At 45.6% G+C, this 18646-nt stretch carries 15 protein-coding genes; 9 read left to right on the top strand and 6 right to left on the bottom strand.

Translation table 11 applies throughout. The features are described 5' to 3' along the window. Positions 1-134: 134 nt before the first annotated feature. The 7 genes from slyA to L2717_RS13470 all read left to right on the top strand — a co-directional run bounded on the left by slyA (position 135) and on the right by L2717_RS13470 (position 7120). Positions 135-608: a transcriptional regulator SlyA gene (gene slyA / locus L2717_RS13500; RefSeq protein WP_076499154.1), complete on the top strand. Its 474-nt coding sequence runs from the start codon at positions 135-137 to the stop codon at positions 606-608. A 7-nt stretch (positions 609-615) separates the two neighbouring features. Further along, complete coding sequence (locus L2717_RS13495; RefSeq protein ID WP_220774735.1) at positions 616-1674, top strand: HlyD family secretion protein; 1059 nt, start codon at positions 616-618, stop codon at positions 1672-1674. Positions 1675-1881: 207 nt separating this feature from the next. Further along, on the top strand, positions 1882-2910 hold the full coding sequence (locus tag L2717_RS13490; protein ID WP_220774741.1) for a DUF2955 domain-containing protein: 1029 nt from the start codon (positions 1882-1884) through the stop codon (positions 2908-2910). 173 nt (positions 2911-3083) lie between these two features. Then, positions 3084-3707 (top strand): c-type cytochrome, encoded by a 624-nt coding sequence (locus tag L2717_RS13485; protein ID WP_220774736.1) that lies wholly within the window; start codon positions 3084-3086, stop codon positions 3705-3707. 10 nt (positions 3708-3717) lie between these two features. Next, positions 3718-4788 carry a c-type cytochrome gene (locus L2717_RS13480; protein ID WP_220774737.1) on the top strand — a complete coding sequence of 357 codons (1071 nt, stop codon included), beginning with the start codon at positions 3718-3720 and terminating at the stop codon, positions 4786-4788. Positions 4789-5405: 617 nt separating this feature from the next. Further along, positions 5406-6623, top strand: coding sequence for a class I SAM-dependent methyltransferase (locus L2717_RS13475; protein WP_220774738.1), 1218 nt, complete (start codon positions 5406-5408; stop codon positions 6621-6623). A gap of 170 nt (positions 6624-6793) precedes the next feature. Next, positions 6794-7120: a cysteine-rich CWC family protein gene (locus L2717_RS13470; protein ID WP_220774739.1), complete on the top strand. Its 327-nt coding sequence runs from the start codon at positions 6794-6796 to the stop codon at positions 7118-7120. Positions 7121-7136: 16 nt separating this feature from the next. On the opposite strand, the gene L2717_RS13465 is transcribed toward L2717_RS13470, so the two are convergent. Then, positions 7137-8249 carry an energy transducer TonB gene (locus tag L2717_RS13465; RefSeq protein ID WP_248938072.1) on the bottom strand — a complete coding sequence of 371 codons (1113 nt, stop codon included), beginning with the start codon at positions 8247-8249 and terminating at the stop codon, positions 7137-7139. A gap of 204 nt (positions 8250-8453) precedes the next feature. Beyond that, entirely contained in the window at positions 8454-9260 is an 807-nt protein-coding gene (locus tag L2717_RS13460) for a hydratase (RefSeq protein ID WP_220774714.1), read from the bottom strand. Between the two features lie 336 nt (positions 9261-9596). Here L2717_RS13460 and L2717_RS13455 point away from each other — a divergent pair, with 336 nt between their 5' ends. Both L2717_RS13455 and L2717_RS13450 read left to right on the top strand, forming a co-directional pair. After that, a complete protein-coding gene (locus L2717_RS13455; RefSeq protein WP_220774713.1) occupies positions 9597-10571 on the top strand; it encodes a DMT family transporter in 975 nt (324 codons plus the stop codon). 34 nt (positions 10572-10605) lie between these two features. Then, positions 10606-11220: an HAD family hydrolase gene (locus L2717_RS13450; RefSeq protein ID WP_220774712.1), complete on the top strand. Its 615-nt coding sequence runs from the start codon at positions 10606-10608 to the stop codon at positions 11218-11220. A 176-nt stretch (positions 11221-11396) separates the two neighbouring features. Here the strand turns inward: L2717_RS13450 and L2717_RS13445 are convergent, their stop codons facing one another. The 4 genes from L2717_RS13445 to uvrA form a co-directional block, all read right to left on the bottom strand. Continuing rightward, positions 11397-11771: a DUF6677 family protein gene (locus L2717_RS13445; protein ID WP_220774711.1), complete on the bottom strand. Its 375-nt coding sequence runs from the start codon at positions 11769-11771 to the stop codon at positions 11397-11399. A gap of 136 nt (positions 11772-11907) precedes the next feature. Then, positions 11908-13842, bottom strand: coding sequence for a DEAD/DEAH box helicase (locus L2717_RS13440; protein ID WP_220774715.1), 1935 nt, complete (start codon positions 13840-13842; stop codon positions 11908-11910). A 194-nt stretch (positions 13843-14036) separates the two neighbouring features. Beyond that, the gene (locus L2717_RS13435) at positions 14037-15167 is read right to left on the bottom strand and encodes a M28 family peptidase (protein WP_220774710.1); all 1131 of its coding nucleotides are present in this window, start codon (positions 15165-15167) and stop codon (positions 14037-14039) included. Between the two features lie 511 nt (positions 15168-15678). After that, positions 15679-18561: an excinuclease ABC subunit UvrA gene (gene uvrA, locus L2717_RS13430; protein WP_220774230.1), complete on the bottom strand. Its 2883-nt coding sequence runs from the start codon at positions 18559-18561 to the stop codon at positions 15679-15681. Positions 18562-18646 lie beyond the last annotated feature (85 nt).

The following is an 18646-nucleotide window of genomic DNA, read 5'->3' as shown; positions in this document are numbered from 1 at the left end:
AAGTCATTTTAACTGATATTTTTTATTCGGGGTCGTTTTGTGATCTGTAGCACACAAGTTTTTTTAATTCTAAATATTTACTTAGCAGGCTAAGTAAGTATAATGCTTAGCCTGCTAAGTAAATGGATAATGACATGGATACTGAACTAGAGCGGCTTAAAGAGTTATCGCTGGCAGAAAATCTAGGGCGTTTACATCGACTATGGCGCACGGTGGCTGATATTGAACTCGCACCGCTAGAGTTAACTCATCCACGCTGGACAGCGCTCTGGAAGCTATTGCGTTTAGGTGACAATGTGAGCCAAAAAGTGCTCGCCGATGCACTCGAAATTGAATTAGCGTCTTTAATGCGGACCTTAGGTCAATTAGAAGAGCAAGGGTTAGTCTGCCGCCATAGCTGTAAAAAGGATAAACGCGCAAGGATTGTGAGCCTGACGCCAGCGGGGCGTGATGTATTAACGCAAGTAGAAAAACGGATTATTCAAGTACGTAGTGAATTGCTAACGGGCATTAGTGCTGTTGAGCTTAATGAATTTGAACGCATTATTGGACTAATTAGCCACAATGCGTTAGCGAAAATGGCCACCGCGCCGGTAATAATTGAGTGAGAAAAAGATGACACCGGATCAACAATTTGCCCGCTTAGTTAAAATAGCAATGCTCGGTTTCGTGCTGATATTTGGCTATTTTATGTTTGCAGACACTGTGATGCCCTTAACACCTCAGGCTATGGCGACTCGTGTAGTGACAAAAGTCACGCCACAAATTAATGGTAAAATTCAAACAATAGCGGTAACTAATAATCAGACCGTCGTGAAAGGGGATTTATTATTCGAGGTCGATCCTGCGCCTTATTTATTGGCAGCATCCCAAGCTAAGTTAGCATTAGAGCAAGTTTGGCAAGATAACGCAGAGTTAGATGCTTCACTTTTAGCCGCTAAAGCGGATGTGAATGCCAGTATGACGACGGCGCAGCAAAAACGCAGTGAAGCTAAACGTCTTGATACCTTATATGTCACCCACGGTATTTCTTTACAGCAACGCGATCAGGCCAGTAGTGATGCTGCTACCGCGGAAGCGAATTTACTCGCGGCGCAAGCCCGTTTAGAAAAGTTAAAAGTGAGCCGTGGCGTTTATGGTGACGGCAATCTTAAAGTGCGCCAAGCACAAAATCACTTAGAACAAGCTGAACTTAACTTATCCTATACGCAAATCCATGCTGATCAGGATGGTGTGGTAACGAATCTACAACTTGAAGTGGGTAGCTTTGCTTCTGTTGGACAGCCACTTCTCGCATTGGTATCAGATAAAGTTGATATTATTGCTGATTTTCGTGAAAAAAGTTTACGCGGTATTACAGCTTCTTCTATTGCTTTGATTGCTTTTGATGGTGAGCCTGGCCGACTTTATCGTGCGCAAGTGAGCAGTGTTGATGCTGGGGTGAGTGCAGGGCAGTTTGATGCGAATGGTCGTTTAGCTGCGCCACAAGAATCAGATCGTTGGGTACGCGATGCGCAACGTTTAAGGTTGCACTTAGTATTAGAGGGTAATGCATTGAATAACTTACCCGCCGGAGCGCGCGCGACGGTACAGCTACTACCTGAAAATAGTCTATTTAGCCTGTTAGCTAAGCTACAAATAAAAGTCATTAGTGTGCTGCATTATATCTACTAAATTTATGCTTCATGTTGGCCGCGGAAATAGGTTATTTCTAAAAAACTGACCTAATTAATGGGTTCAGCTTTCCCCTAAATGCAGGGGGTTACCCCAAGCATGATCAATTTAAATGAGTTGTAATGTAGATGAGTACCAATCTAGGTAAGCTGCACTGTGGATATAGATTTACGATGAAAATAAATTTAATACAAGGCGAGCTGTATGTTGTTATTACGCCATAGTCCACTGACTGCCAACGATTTACGCCAGTGCTTGCGCATTGCAACCGGAGGCACCATTGGTTTTACCCTGTGCAAAATTTTTGGCTGGAGTAATGGCGTATTTTTTACGGTCACACCTATGCTATTGCTTGGATTAGTGCCGGTGATGAGCGGCCATGCTATGCGTCAGCTATTAGCTTCATCGGTAATGGCGGGTATTGAAGTCGGATTACTCGGTGGTTTTTTTGGTAGCCATCCAGGATTAATGACGCCGATTGTTTTTTTACTGTTTTTATATCGTTTTGCCGCCATGTCACGCGGCAGTTTATTTCTATTTGGTGCCAATGGTGTGCTGAGTTTGAGCATTATGCTGCATTTCTCCAGTTATCCTAATACCGATTTAAATGACTTAGTATTCAGTAATTTCTGGGCCACGGTACTCTCAGTGGTGATAGCTTATTTAATGATGGCACTTTGGCCAGATGTAGAGCCCAGAGTGCCTTATAAGCCCGGACCTAAGGCGCCACACCGGATGCGACATGAGGCGTTGCTTGGGGCCAGTATTGCGACGGCTTCCTTTCTAATATTTCAAATATTCGATTTACGAGACTCTATGTCAGCCCAAGCGACAACTTTATTATTGTTGTTTCCTATGCACTGGGATGGCGCCTTAGATTATGCCCGTAAACGTGCCATTGGTACGTTACTTGGCGTGTCATTTGGGGTGTTAGTACAGTTTTTTCTTTATGATTGGTCTGGGTTATTGCTATTGATTGTGCCCTTGTTGTGGATAGGATTAATGCTATTTAGCCAAGCACACGTTAGGGAAGCCAATGGCTCAGGAGTGGGGTTTGGCGCGCTGACAACCTTAGGTATTTTATTTGGGCAATATCTTACCCCAGGCAATGATCTTATCTTTAGCGCCCTTTATCGGGTGAGCAGTATTTTTATTGCCATCGTCGCCACATTATTTATGTGTTATTTAATCCATAAAATATTGAATCGTTTTGAATCAACTCGTTTTGGTTATTAGTGTGTATTAAACTAGTGAGACTATTTTGCAGTTGATGACTGCAAAAATAAATCAATTCGGTTTTTACTGCATAATAAATAAGACGTAATTGTACTTTATGCTTAGCTGAAAATAAGCATAAACAATAATAACCACCTATGCTTTAGAGCTTCACCCCTTTTAAAGGAACGCAAATGAAGATTAACACATTGGTCATTAGCCTGACGCTTGTCAGTGGCTATGCTGCCGCCTCGGATACTCCTGTGCAACCCACAGGCGCTATGCCTCCATCAGCACAACTTTGTGTGAGCTGTCATGGCGCACAAGGTGAGGGTATTGAACCGCTTGGCCCACGATTGGCTGGACTCTCATCGGAATACATTTCAACGCAGCTACACCATTTTCAAAAGGGCATACGCCAAAATGCCACTATGATGCCAATGGCTATGACGCTTCAAGGCGACGGGATTGAGCAAGTCGCCAGCTATTTTTCAGCCCAGCAAGTTAAGACCCAGGTTACGCCATTGATCCGCGGTAAACAGGTTACTTTTGCTGACGATACTGCACGTTTAGCTTACCAAGGTGATTGGTCTCGTGGTTTACCAGCCTGCGTGACATGTCATGGCCCTTCGGGATTAGGCGGTGGTTTATTTCCTCGCTTAGCAGGTCAACAAGCCAGTTATATCAAAACACAGTTATTGGCATGGCAAGATGGCGCGCGTAAAGGTGATGTTGATGGCATGATGGCGAATGTTGCCAACAAGCTTACCGCTGCTGAGGTTGACGCTTTAGCAACTTACTTTGCCAATTTGAAATAAGGAACCGGCCATGAAATATTCTGCAATGTTATTACTGGCTGCGACGGGATTATTTACCCTTCAGGCGCAAGCATCTTCAACGGAACAGGCACCGGAGCGTCCTGATAAACAAGCACCGTTACCTTCTTTCCCTAAAATGCCAGAGCAAACCTATTTAACGCCTAGACCTTTAAGTGCAATCCCTGATGGGGCTTTTGGCGATAAGGTGCGTTTAGGTTATCAACTGTTTGTTAATACGCAGCAGCTGCGCGACAAGTATGTGGGTAATGAACTTAACTGTACTAATTGCCATATGGATGCTGGCCGCAAGGCTAATGCCTCACCGTTATGGGGCGCTTATTTTGCCTATCCGGCTTATCGTAAAAAAGACGATAAAGTCAGTAGCTTTGAAGAGCGCATCCAAGGTTGCTTTAACTATTCTATGAATGGCAAAGCCCCAGCTTCGGGTAGTCCTGAGTTAGTGGCACTTTCTGCCTACGCTTATTGGTTAGGTATGGGCGGCTTGATGGATGAAGCCAAAATCAGTGGTCCAGTCCCTGAGCTGAGTGATACTGAACTGCTTAAAGGCGCCAAACGTGAAGATTTCCCACTACCAGAGGGATTAGCTAAGGTGATGACCGTTGAGCAGCGTGCCAACTTGCCGGGTCGAGCTTATCCTGAAATACCAAAACCTGAACTCGCCTATTCGCCAGAACGGGGTAAAGAGGTGTATGTAGCCCATTGCCAAACTTGCCACAGTGTTGATGGTCAAGGTCAAGCGATTGCTGGCGTGTATGCACTACCGCCGCTGTGGGGACCTAAAAGTTACAACTGGGGTGCGGGTATGCACAGAGTCAACACCGCTGCATTTTTCATTTATGAGAATATGCCCTTTGGTAAGAGCATGCAGTTGACTCACCAACAAGCTTGGGATGTTGCCGCTTATATCAACTCTCACGAGCGTCCACAGGATCCGCGTAGCAAAGGTGATGTCAAACAGGCTCAAGAGAAATACCATAATGACAGTGACTATTATGGGCTGAGTGTTGATGGCAAAGTGTTAGGCACTGAGTCTTACCCTGTTTTTCCTAAAAAGTCATAGCCTAAAGCGTTAGGTCTGAGTTAGGCCTAGTTTGGATGAGTTGGGATTCGTTGGAGTGAGTTAGATATAAATCTAGACTTATTACCATGAACCAAAAAGCCAGTAGAGGTTATCTTTACTGGCTTTTTAATTGGTCAAAAGGCGTTGATCAATTCTACTGAGTCATCTGTGAGTTCAGTTGTTGGGATTTTCGTGATTGCAGGTATCAACGTATAGGTGAGTCATGGCATTCATTCGTCGGCAGAGTGAATATAAATCTAAGGTTTCTATGTTTATAAACGAGAGCAATAGAGTACGGATAGTTTGCTAAATATGGAGGCTGTTCAAGTTACATTCCAACGATGTCGACTTAGGCTTGAAAAGACGTTTACCCCATAGACTAGACATCGGCATCTGCTGTAAGTCTTTTTAATTGTGAGTATTAGGTTTAATAGACAGGTGCAGGCCTAACCATTATCTTGTAGCCACCAAGAAGAATGCTAGCTAGCGGCCTCAAGCCTATGTAGGCAAAGGGATATCGGCTTTTTATGGCGAGATATGGGTGCTGCATCTAAATTTAAATCAGTCCCAATGACCAGCACAGGCCGCATGGTGTGCAAAATTGAAGGAGAGACCGAATGGATCCTGTGACTCAAAGTGTACAGCAGATGTATGAGCAATACCCTTACCCATCTGGGTTACCCAATATGACGGCGGGATTCGATATTCGGCTGCTGCTTAGTTATGTTGAGCAAAGCCCCAAAGATAGTCGGCCATATCATGCCTTAGAGGCAGGATGTGGTCGGGGCCCCGCTGTATTGGCCGCCGCAACATTGCAACCTGAAGTCACCTTTAGTGCTATGGATATCAATACTGTAGGCCTTAAAGAGGCCACCCTTAATGCTGAGCAAAGAGGGCTTAATAATCTTACGTTTCATCAGGTCGATTTAATGGCGCTTACAGGTATAACTGTGCCTGAAGGTGGTTTTGATGTTATTCATTGCGCAGGAGTATTGCATCACACAGCAGATCCACAGCTAGGGCTTAACAACTTGGCTGAGATATTAGCCCCCCATGGGGTAATGTCAATTATGCTCTATGGTACCTATGGCAGGCAGGCACTCTATCGACTGATTGATTGCATCGATATTTTAAGTCCCATACAGGCACAGATTTCTGAGCGAATAGCACCGGGGCGTTTATTAGCAGAGGCCGCAGAGGACAGCCTATTTAAGGATAATTATTGGTCATCCACTTACCTAAACCCAGACGTCGAATTTGTCGATACTTGCTTAAATGTCAAAGAAACCAGTTTCGATGTTACAGGTTTATGGCAATTTATTGAAAATGCAGGGATGAAGTTTGTCCGTTGGGTAGAGCCCGATGTCTGGTCTGTAGACAAGCGCATTAAAAATCCTGAATTGAGGGCCAGGCTTAAAGCATTAAGTGAGTTTGAGCAATATAAGATTATGGAACGCCTATTTGAAATCCCTAAACTCGAATTTATTATCTGTAAAAATACCAATCAGCAGCGCGTTCCCACAACTGCAGCCGCGGTTGAGGCTAGTGGATTTGCTGTTAATCCCGAGGTTTCATTTCAGGTCACCAAACGGAATTTAAATAACGCTCAACGTATCGAATCTGTGGCTTATAAGGTGAGGGGGCGTGAAGCAGTTATAGAAGCGGATCCAATCCTAGGATCTATTCTCTTATTGCTTAGCGAGCAAAATAGCCATTTTAGTGGTGCAGATATGCTCAATGTGCTTATACAGCATGGGGCCAGTAGAGACTACGCCTATGAGTTAATCGACAGCTTGCTACAAAAAGAAGTAATCTTTGTTCCTCATTGCAGGTAACGGCTCTTACATTATTAGTGAAGAACTCAAGTTGTTGTATTAAATTACAACACTTTTAATTTATATCGTAAAAGTTGGTTGTAACCTCGATAAAAACTCCGTTTGAGTGGCTATAAACCGTTATGATAATCCCTAAAAATTCATTACCTATGTTATTTACGAGGATATTGATGCCTAAGTCGTTACAAGATTTAAGTGTTACGGAATCACAAATTTGCCCTTTGTGCCAAGGCGTGAATCAGTGTGCTGTAACTTTAGGTAAGGGCATTGAGGATTGTTGGTGCGCGCAGCAGGTGTTCCCACCTTTGGCCGCCTTGCAAGCGCAAGCTTTAGATGAGCCTCAGGTATTAAGTTTACAACTAGCGTCTACTGATGCATGTATTTGCCAAGTCTGTTTAAGCCTACTAAAACAAGGGGGAAATCCGCGTTTATTTAGAACGCAAGATGAACAAAGCCCATCGAGAGTGGTCGATGGGCTAGGCTATGAGCTAACGTAACGGACTACTTAGATGGTTACTTATCAATCTTGTATTCGACTCGAATCATAGTTTGTGCCGTGACTGGTTTACCATCCTCAAACTTAGGTGCGTAGCGCCACTTATCGATCATTTTCAATGTTTCTTTTTCGAATAACGCGCCCCCTTCAGAGTTAGTTATTTCGGGATTTTTAACAAACCCCATCTCATCGATAGTGAGATTCAACTCTACCCAGCCACTTTTTTTGCGTTGGGCATAGGACATTGGATAGTCAGGTACGGTACGGAAAATAGGTTGTTGTTCCTGTGCGTCGGCCCATGGGCGCATTTTACCGATAGCAATACAATGGGCTGTGGATTGCTCGCGTTTATTCTGACGCTCGTAAAGCTCGACTAAATAAGCATGGGCACTTAAGGCATAGGGATGACTGAAATTAAGTGCATCGAACTGTTTAACCACTTCGAGTAATAAAGGTTCGGCTTTATTGTCATGTTTGTCTGCAAACTCAACTGCGCCAACAATATAGGTGGCCTTAACCCTCTCTAATGCATTTTCGGGTAAAATTTCTTTATAAATATCATAAGCATCGAAGGCATAGTTTCTTACGTCTCGAGTGTAGAGTTCGGTTTTGGATAAGCGACTGAACGCGGCCATTTTCACATCGGCTAGAACTTTTTTATTATCAGATTTTTCTGCAACCGCCATAGCATCAAGGAAATAGTCTTTCGCTACTTTGGCTTTGGCGGCTGTTTGCGCTGCGCCAAGTAAGGGGTCGATAAGCTCAAGTGCTTGCTTACCATAATGGATTTTATAGTTAGCAAGCGCGAGTTTATATAATTCATTAGCCTTGGCGGTTTGCTGAAAATGGGTTTCTATAAATGGGTTTGGCGCGACTTGATTTTCTATCGCACTGGCCCAGTTTATAGCGAGATTGGCTAAGTCGATACTATCTTTGGCATACTGAGCCTCACCGAGTTGGTAAGCCGTTTTAGCACTCGCTTCAATGTTCGCAGTATCGCCTTTTTCCACCGCGGCTTGATAGTCGCTATAGGCTTTAGCAAAGCTATTCTCAGAGGCGTGTAAGATAAAAGAGGTGCCTAAAGTGAGGGCAAAAAAGTAGGCGATTGGCAGCATTTTTCCATGCGACATAATGTATATCCTTATTATTGATGAATCTAGATGATACACAGGAGCTCTTTTTGATACAAATTTGTTTTGTTTTTGTTGCGCCTTGAGGGGGCGAGAAAAGATTGATTTGACCAATAGGCGATCCGAGTGAAGCGTAGGCTCGCCTATTGGTCTTTTAAGAGGTTATTTAACCCGTAGCGCCGCAGAGATTATTCTGATTACAGGTTATTTAGTGATAAATTCGACTGAAAACTGCCCAAGTGCGCCGTATTCAAAATGACAGATTTGCGCCAATGGCAAGTCAAGTACGCCCGCGTAGGAGCCGGTAATCACATATTGGCCTTGAGTTAAGCCAACACCTTGGGTTGATAAAAAATTAACCAGCCAGTAGAGCCCAGCTTTAGCGGAGCCATTGGGATGAATGGCGGTTTTTTGCAGTGTGTCGCCATCTTGAATATTAACCTTGAGCTCAAAACCACTCGTATCTACCCCCTCTAGCGCGTTAAGCACTGGGCCTAACCACAAGCCTTGATTAACTAAGCCATCGGCTAGGGCATCAAAATAGGTCGCTTCACTGGGCGTGTGGTAGCGGCTTTTTATCAATTCAAGCGCTAAGCGAGTGTTACCTAAAGCCGCATTGATTTCAGCTTCGGTATAAGGCGTCGCTCTTGGCGGCAAATCGCGAGCTATTTCAAAAGCCAGTTCAGGTTCGACGCGAGCCAGTTGTTGATTCGATGCATACAGTGGGCAAGTGGCCGATTGTTGATACACATCATGTTGATATATAGGCGCAACGACAGTTTTTTCGGCAGTGGGCAGTAAGCATTTCCACGCTGCGATAGGATTGTTGTCGGTAGTGTTAAATATTTCTGCCACGGCTTGTTGAATGGCGAAGGCCTGCTCGAAGTTTGTTGGTCTCAGTTCTGAGTTAAGTAAATCTCCGTTTGTGCCAGCAGCACGGCGCATGGCGAGTTCTTTTGCGGCGGGCTTGATACACCTTTGTACTTGCTCGAGAGTGACGGTAGATAACATTAACTTTCCTATTTAAACAGTTAGCCTATAGATGTGGCATAAAAGAAGGTGGCCGATAAGCCATTCTAGTCGGCCAAATATACTCGGTTAATGCTATCACTGGAAATGGCAATGTCCGCATAGATTTAAAATCAATCGCTGCAGAATTAAGGATGAGGGCTAAAACCCCAAAAACGTTAAGCGATTTAAACTCATATCGCACATATTACTCATATAACAGCAATGTCAGTTAAAGTATCCAACCTAGCACTTATCTTTCCATAATAAGAGGCTAGATATTGGCTTAACTCAGTGCCAGAATGGCAGCCCATTTCGTGGTCTCTATTGGACTCATCCGTGAATCTCAACCTTAATGCCCCACAGGCAAATAATCATGCTCAACTCGGGCTTATTTTTATCTCCGTTGCCGTGTTGTTTTGGGGCATATTGCCGATAGCCTTAAAACTATCAGGTGCTTTTATCGATCCGGTAACACTAACGTGGTTCCGCTTTCTGGTTGCGTTGTTAGTCAGTATATTGATCCAATGGAGCGCGGGCAGCCTTAAGCAATTTGCCGCGCTCGATGCCAAAGTTTGGTTAAGATTGGGGCTGGCGGGCATGTTCTTGATGTTTAATTATGTTTCTTTTGTTTACTCCCTCGATTATCTCGCGCCTGGTGCTGCCCAGCTAAATTTCCAAACATCGCCTTTCTTCTTAGCTTTTGGTGGTGTGCTATTTTTCAAGGAACGGCTTAACGCAGTGCAACTCAGCTGTTTTGCGACCTTAGCTTTAGGTATGCTGATGTTTTTCCATCCTAATTTAAACTTTTCAGCCACGAACAATCATCAAGTTTGGATTGGAGTGATGATTATTCAATTCTCGGCGTTGTCTTGGACCAGTTATGCCTTATTGCAAAAGTCATTATTAAATCGATTATCACCTGCCAATGTGCTTTTAGTGCTCTATGCCTTAGGTATTTTCGTAATGGCTCCCTTTAGCGATCTTAGTCAGTTTGCCGAGATGGACAGCTTTGAGTGGCAGATAGCGTTATTTTGCGCCGCCAATACCTTAATAGCTTATGGCTGTTTTGGACAATCAATGAAATATTGGCCGACGGCGCAGGTGAGCGCAATGTTAGCCTTAACGCCAGTATTTAGTTTTAGTGCGACAGCTATCGTGGTCGCGGTGGGCTGGTGGCCTGAGGTCTTTCATGCCGATGAATTAGATGGATTATCGCTGTTGGGGATTGGTGTAATCATAATGTCGGTGATAGTGGTTCAGTTATTACCGCTTTATCGCAATCGTCAGCTAAAGCGTATGCAAGTAATCTAACGTTTAGATAAATTTTTACCTATGGGAAAGGTCTGTGATTACACGACTCAGTGATGTAAAACTTAAAGATATCCGTGGCGTCATCTTCGATCTTGACGGCACTTTGGCGCATTCAAATCCTGATTTTGCCGGGCTGCGCCGCGAGCTAGGCATTCATTCTGGTACGGATATTTTGGCCCATATTAATAGCCTCAGTGAAGGCGAGACGCGTAATAAAGCATTTGAGATAGTCCATGAGTATGAAAGACAAAGCTCACTTAACGCCAGTTGGATAGATGGCGCTAAGGAGCTTATCGAATACTTACAGGCTAAATCGCTGCCCTTGGCTATTTTGACCCGCAATATGCCAGAAGCAGCGCAAATCACTATCAATAAGCTCGGCATCGATATCGCATTGGTGTTAACCCGCGATGATGCGCAGCCTAAGCCGCACCCTGAAGGTATTGAGCTTATTTGCCAGCAGTGGCAATTAGATCCTGCAGATATTTTATATGTGGGCGATTATCTATTTGATCTGCAAACTGCCCAAAATGCAGGTAGCCGCTGCGCCCTTTATTGCCCCGAAACTATCCCCGATTATGCCCTTGATGCCGACATGCTAGTAGCTTGTTACCATAGCTTTATTGAAGCGTGGGCAATAGACGATTAGCCAATCGACACCATTGCACCTAATGAGCCGCGCTTATCGTCATAAAGGTTTGTTATTAAAAGTTTGGCTATTAAAGTACGGTGTGTAAAAGGTGAAGGGCTTTTATTAAAAGTAAGTAAAGTCTGTCTGTTATTTCTCGATGGGATTTGAGCCGCGCGTGATTTGTGGCAAATACCTTACCGCAGCGCGTTGTTAGCGGTAAGTGCATCTTGCTTATCTTGCTTTAGTCCCAAGCGCACGCTATCTAATATGGCAATCAGCCAGCAGAGGATAAACCCGTACATCAGCTTATCTGCACCATCACGAATGGTTGCGGTGGTTTGCTTGGTCACTTCGGCCGCAATTACGCCTATATCTAATGGCAACACGCCAGTTTGAATATCAAGCGAGATAACTTGTGCGACTTGCATTACTTGTTGCAGCAACAGACCGAGGCTCAGTATTGCCAGTACAAAAAACACTAGGGCTCGGCGTTTATGTTGCAGGTAAAAATGACCGCTGCCGGGAGCCACTAAGGCGGATAATAAGCCGGCGGTAAGGGCTTTTTTCATGGTGGATGATTGTTCAAGTCGTTAAGCTGTAAGGCAATTAGACACTAAGCATGAGGTTCGGTAAAGAAATTTAAACCAATAAAAAAGGAGCCTAGGCTCCTTTTTTAGTCTCTAGCTTAGCTAGATAATCGTTAGATTAATCTTCACGTGGTTTACGTGGCTTACGCTCACCGGCAGGTTTGTCTGCACGAGGTTTACGGTCAGCAAATGGCTTATCACCAGTAGACGCAGCGCGAGGCTTACGGTCACCCGCTGGGCGGTCGCCAGTTGGACGATCACCAGTAGGACGGTCGCCACGAGGCTTACGGTCAGCGGCGGGGCGGTCTGAACGAGCACTACGGCCAGAATCAACAAATACTTGATCGCCAGCTTCGCGGATGTTCAATGGCTTGCCACAAACACGCACTTTGCGTAAGTGCTGTAACACGTCTTTTGGCATGCCATCTGGCAGGTCAACAGTGGTCACTGCATCGTAAAGTTGGATTGCGCCAATGTAACGGCTGTCGATGTTCGCTTCGTTTGCGATAGCGCCAACGATGTTACCAACACCTACACCATTCTCACGACCTACGTCGATAACGTAACGGCACATTTTTAAATCTGGGTTGTCTTTTAATGCTTCAGCGCTGCCTAGGCTCGCTGGCATTGGACGCGGTTCGCGACTTCTGCGCTCACCACCACGGTCACTTCCGCGGTCACCACGATCACTGCTGCTACGTTCAGGGCGCTCACTACGTTCATCACGAGCACGTTCTTGAATCGCTGGCAATTGCAGCGGACGCTCTTGCTGAACTTGCTGTAATAATGCTGCGGCTAGAAGATCGGTATCGACTTCTAACTGTTGGCATAATTGGGCAACAGCTTCTTTCATGAAATCTAAATCGCCGCTGATTGTTTCAGCCAGTTGCTCACCTAAGCGAGATAGACGACGCTCTGCAACACTCTCAGGGCTTGGAATTTTCATCGGTGAAATACGGCTGTTAGTTGAGCGCTCGATAGTGCGCAGCATGCGCATTTCACGGCTAGTCACAAACAGGATCGCCATACCAGTACGGCCAGCACGGCCAGTACGGCCAATACGGTGTACATAAGCTTCAGCATCATACGGAATATCGTAGTTGACAACGTGACCGATACGTTCAACGTCAAGACCACGGGCCGCAACGTCAGTCGCGATCAGGATGTCTAATTTGCCACGTTTCAGTTGATCAACTGCGCGCTCACGGGCTTGCTGGTTCATGTCACCATGTAAAGGTGATGAAGCATAACCACGAGCCTCTAACTTTTCAGCTAACTCAACACATGAGTTACGAGTACGGACGAATATGATAACACCTTCAGTGTTTTCAACTTCTAATACACGTACTAACGCTTCAAGTTTGTTGTGTTGTGATACTTGTACAAAACGCTGCTCGATTGACTCAACCGTTGTTTGGCTTGATTCAATACGAACATGTACTGGATTGCGCAAGTATTGGTTAGCAACACGCTTAATTTGCTCTGGCATAGTGGCAGAGAATAGCGCTAACTGGCGCTCGCTTGGCGTGTGCTCAAGGATCCACTCGATATCATCGATGAAGCCCATTTTTAACATTTCATCGGCTTCATCAAGTACAAGTGCTTGTAATGAATCGAGTTTCAACGTGCCGCGACGCATATGGTCCATAACACGACCAGGCGTACCAACAATAACCTGTGGGCCACGTTTTAGGGCATTCAACTGTTGTTGCATGCTTTGACCGCCGTAAATTGGCAGTACGTGGAAATTCTTCATGAATTTGGCATAACTACTGAAAGCTTCTGCAACCTGAACCGCTAGTTCGCGTGTTGGCGCTAATACTAAAATTTGCGGTGTTGTTTGGGTGGTGACTTTATTTAGCAGGGGTAAAGCGAAGGCACCAGTTTTACCTGTACCTGTTTGCGCTTGACCTAAAATATCTTTGCCAGCCATAAGAGGGTCGATACTGGCTGATTGGATTGGCGTCGGTTTTTCATAACCTAGCTCGTCAAGAGCACGCAACAAATTCTCGGATAGGCCGAGTTCACGGAAAGTTCTTTCATCGGATGACATTGGGTTGTAGCCTTGTGGATGCGCGCGCAAAATGGCGCTAAAGTTGCACAGACAGAAAATCAACCCCGTGTCGATTTCCCGCGAAGGACGGATTATAGCAGCATAGCGCACACTTTACCAACCTGAGTCACACTATTTACGCTGTTTCCTGCATTTTTTTCGCTAAAACTGAGCAAGAAACGCGCCACTTCCCATTAATTCTTTAAATATTCGGCATTTAATTGAATAAGTTCAAATGCTGATTCAGTCACCGCGGCTAGAAAAGTGATGTCGATTGTCGCAACGGTATCCTCAGGCGTGTGATATTGCCGATGGATTGGCACGCCTAAATATAACCAAGGGATATTCGCTTTATTGAACGGATAATGATCCGACGCTTGCAACCAATTAGTATTTTGTATGCTGCGGCCAATGGGCTTGGGGTGACTCAGTTTAATGCATAATCGGTTTTGCTCACTCAAGAGCGGTTTGAATTGGTTGAACTGATTGAAGTTTTGACTACCTTCGAGATAAATGGCATAGGGTTTACTCGGGTGACTTACCATGTCGAGATTAAGCATTAATTCAAACGTTGCCTCTGGCAAGCGGGTTTTGAGTTGCTCGACTAAGGCAGTGCTGCCATAGAGTCCGGGTTCTTCGGCATCCGTCGCAACAAACATTAAATTGACGTTAGGCAAAGTATGGGCTGGCAAGCCCAGTTGCTGTTGCCAGCGAGCGGCAATGGCTAACATTGTCGCGACACCCGAAGCGTTATCATCGGCGCCGTGGTAAATATGACTACCGCTCATGCCTAAATGATCATAATGAGCGACAACAATACGCCACCTATTGGTCGGCGTTTGCGCCATGGCGATAGCGACCACATTGGCGCCGCTATTTTGGGTGAAAAGAGTGTGATACTCAAACGGCACTACAAAGTCCGTTCCCCAAGGCTGTAAACCTAATGTTTGAAATGTCTGCTTTATATAGTCACGACTTTTAGCCGCGCCTTGGGTTTGGGTTTTTCTGCCTTCAAATTCTGCTGAACTGAGTTTGGTGACTGTCGCTTGCAGCTCGCTAGGGTTGGCCCACGTCAGTTTGAGCTCGCTTGGTGCACAGGTTTCCAGTGAATTAGCACAACCACTGAGATTTGCGCTAACCAAGCAGACAAGTATGAACATACTAATGCCTTGCAACTGATGGCCTAAAATACGTGCATTCTTGAGATTAGCCAGCCGTTGGCGAATGCGACGGTGGTTGAGTAAAGGCGATGTGCTTATATAGCAGGCTTGATACAGGCTTAGAAAAATACGGCGAGTCACAGGCCATTGAATGCTATCGCGCATGGATGATGCTTGTCCTTATGGATAAAACCTTCATCTGAAGATGGCTTTCATCTTTGCTCAAAGCCGAGTTTAATACCAGTCGTATTAAATATCTGTTCATTCAGCGGGAGTTCAACGCGCTTTAGACAAGGCGAAGGATTGAAGACATAGTGGTGCTCTGTCGAAAGCCTTAAACGCAGTATAAAGCGCTTTGAAACCCGCCCTTTGGGAGCCCCACAGGTATTCCACTCCCGTGTTGCATTGACTTAAAAGGGAATAACCATTTCTACGTCAATACGCCTCGGATTGAAATACCTGTGAGGCTCTGAACTGATTAGATATTTAATGTGATTGGTATAATTCAACCCATGTTAAATGTAGTGAAAGCCTAAGCGTATTTGAATGTAGCTTGGAGGGCATGAGATTGAGTGATTTGAGCTAATCGTTAACAACAATCCGCAAAATGTGGGACAAAAAAAGCGCAGTGCCTAGGCGACTGCGCTTTTTTTATTTTGATACAAACGGCTGGCTTTTAAGCCTTAGCTTTATTGGCCTTTGCCATTTCAATATCTCGCTTTAACAGTGGCTTTAAAAAGCGTGCCGTGTGGGAGGTTGGATGCTCGGCGACTTCTTCTGGTGTGCCTGTGGCTAAAATCATACCGCCGCCACCACCACCTTCTGGCCCTAAGTCGATAATCCAGTCCGCCGTTTTGATCACGTCCAGATTATGCTCAATCACCACAATGGTGTTGCCGTGGGATTTAAGACGATGCAATACGTCGAGCAGCAGTTGGATATCAGCAAAATGTAAGCCAGTGGTTGGTTCATCCAAGATATACAAGGTTTGGCCTGTGTCACGCTTAGATAACTCTTTGGCAAGTTTCACCCTTTGGGCTTCACCGCCCGACAATGTGGTTGCACTTTGACCAAGGCGCACGTAGGACAAACCCACATCCATCAAGGTTTGCAGCTTACGGGCTATCGCGGGTACGGCATCGAAGAACTGACGCGCATCTTCCACTGTCATTTGCAATACTTCGTGAATATTCTTGCCTTTATAGCGTACTTCTAAGGTTTCGCGGTTATAGCGCTTACCTTTACAGGAATCGCAGGGCACATACACGTCTGGTAAGAAGTGCATTTCGACCTTGATTAAACCGTCGCCTTGGCACGCTTCGCAGCGGCCACCTTTAACGTTAAAGGAGAAGCGGCCGACTTGATAACCTCGGGTGCGCGACTCTTGAGTGCCGGTAAATATTTCACGAATAGGAGTGAAAATACCTGTATAAGTGGCGGGGTTTGATCGCGGTGTGCGGCCAATTGGGCTTTGGTCAATATCGACCACTTTGTCACACAGCTCCATGCCTTCAATACGATCATAGGGGGACGGTTCATCCACCGTTGCGCCGTTAAGCATCCTATGGGCAATTTTGAAGAAGGTGTCGTTGATTAAAGTCGATTTACCCGAGCCAGACACGCCCGTCACGCAAGTGAACAAGCCAATCGGAATGGTTAAATCAACATTGCGCAGGTTGTTGCCGCGTGCGCCAAATAACTTAATCACTTGAGTTTTGTCGAACGGAATGCGCGGTGTATCGATATGAATGCAGCGCTTACCAGAAATATATTGGCCAGTGACTGACTCTTCACAGGCGATGATTTTCTCAATTGGGCCGTCGCAAATCACTTCACCGCCGTGTACGCCAGCGCCAGGGCCGATGTCGATCACGTGATCCGCCATGCGGATCGCATCTTCATCGTGCTCAACCACAATCACAGTGTTGCCTAAATCCCGCAGATGAATAAGCGTTTGCAGCAGGCGTTCATTATCCCGTTGATGCAGGCCGATTGAAGGTTCGTCGAGCACGTACATCACGCCAACGAGTCCGGCGCCTATTTGGCTGGCGAGTCGAATACGTTGGGCTTCACCACCCGAGAGGGTTTCTGCCGAGCGTGATAGGCTCAAATAATTGAGGCCGACGTTAACGAGGAAGCCCAAGCGATCGCGGATTTCCTTTAAAATCTTTTCAGCGATTTGCGCCTTTTGGCCGCTAAACTCGACTTTCTCGAAGTAATCTAAGGCTTCGCCAATCGACCATGTGGTGAGTTGCGGCAGGTTAATGTCGCCTAAAAACACGTTACGGGCTTCTTCACGCAGGCGCGAGCCACCACAGCTTTGACAGGCTTGGGTGTTGATAAACTTGGCTAATTCGTCACGTACCGAATTACTTTCAGTTTCACGATAACGCCTGTCCATATTATTTAAAATGCCTTCGAAGGGGTGATTACGTACCACCACATCGCCGCGATCGTTGATGTACTTAAAGGCAATGCTGTCTTTGCCTGAACCGTACAGAACGATTTTACGGATTTTTTCGCTGAGCTGCTCGTAGGGCACTTCGACGTCGAACTTATAGTGTTCGGCGAGTGAACTAAGCATTTGGAAATAATAGAAGTTACGTCTATCCCAACCACGAATTGCGCCGCCAGCCAATGAAAGCTCGGTATTGCTGATCACGCGCTCAGGATCGAAAAACTGTTGTACGCCTAAACCATCACAGGTTTGGCATGCTCCGGCTGGATTGTTAAAGGAGAAAATTCTTGGCTCTAATTCCGCCATCGAATAACCGCAGTGCGGACAGGCAAAGTTAGCTGAGAATATCAGTTCTTCACCTTTTGGCTTACCCGAACCTGTGTCGTCATCCATGGTGGCCACGGTTGCGATACCGCCAGAGAGTTCGAGCGCGGTTTCAAAGGATTCGGCCAAACGTTGCTTGATATCATCACGTACTTTAAAACGGTCGACGACCACTTCAATGGTATGTTTTACGTGTAAATCTAAGGTTGGTGGATCGGTTAAATCACACACTTCACCGTCGATACGTGCACGGATATAACCCTGTGCGGATAAACCTTCAAGTAATTTAACGTGCTCACCTTTACGGGCGTTGACCACAGGCGCGAGCAGCATCAAGCGGCTATCTTGGGGCATTTCGAGCACTTTATCGACCATTTGGCTGACGGTTTGCGCCGCCAACGGTTGATTGTGCGTCGGGCAACGCGGCTCGCCTACACGGGCGAACATCAAGCGTAGGTAATCGTAAATTTCGGTTATGGTGCCCACTGTCGAACGTGGGTTATGGGAAGTGGACTTTTGTTCGATGGATATCGCAGGGCTTAAGCCTTCGATATGATCAACATCGGGTTTTTCCATTAAACTTAAAAATTGGCGAGCATAGGCAGACAGAGACTCGACGTAACGTCTTTGGCCCTCGGCATATAAAGTATCAAAAGCAAGGGAGGACTTACCGGATCCCGATAAGCCCGTGATGACAATCAGTTTATCCCTAGGGATAGTCAGGTTGATATTCTTGAGATTGTGGGTGCGTGCGCCGCGTATTTCAATCTTATCCATCTATCGCTCTAATGCCATATGCTTAAAAAAAATGAGCACAAGTATCGCACAGATCGGCGGCTGAGTTTAGTTGATTCTGTGATCT

It is taken from the genome of Shewanella glacialipiscicola, assembly GCF_023283485.1.
Classification (GTDB): domain Bacteria; phylum Pseudomonadota; class Gammaproteobacteria; order Enterobacterales; family Shewanellaceae; genus Shewanella; species Shewanella glacialipiscicola.
The sequence above is the reverse complement of the archived record's forward strand: the minus strand, read 5'-3'. Positions and strand labels throughout refer to the sequence as shown.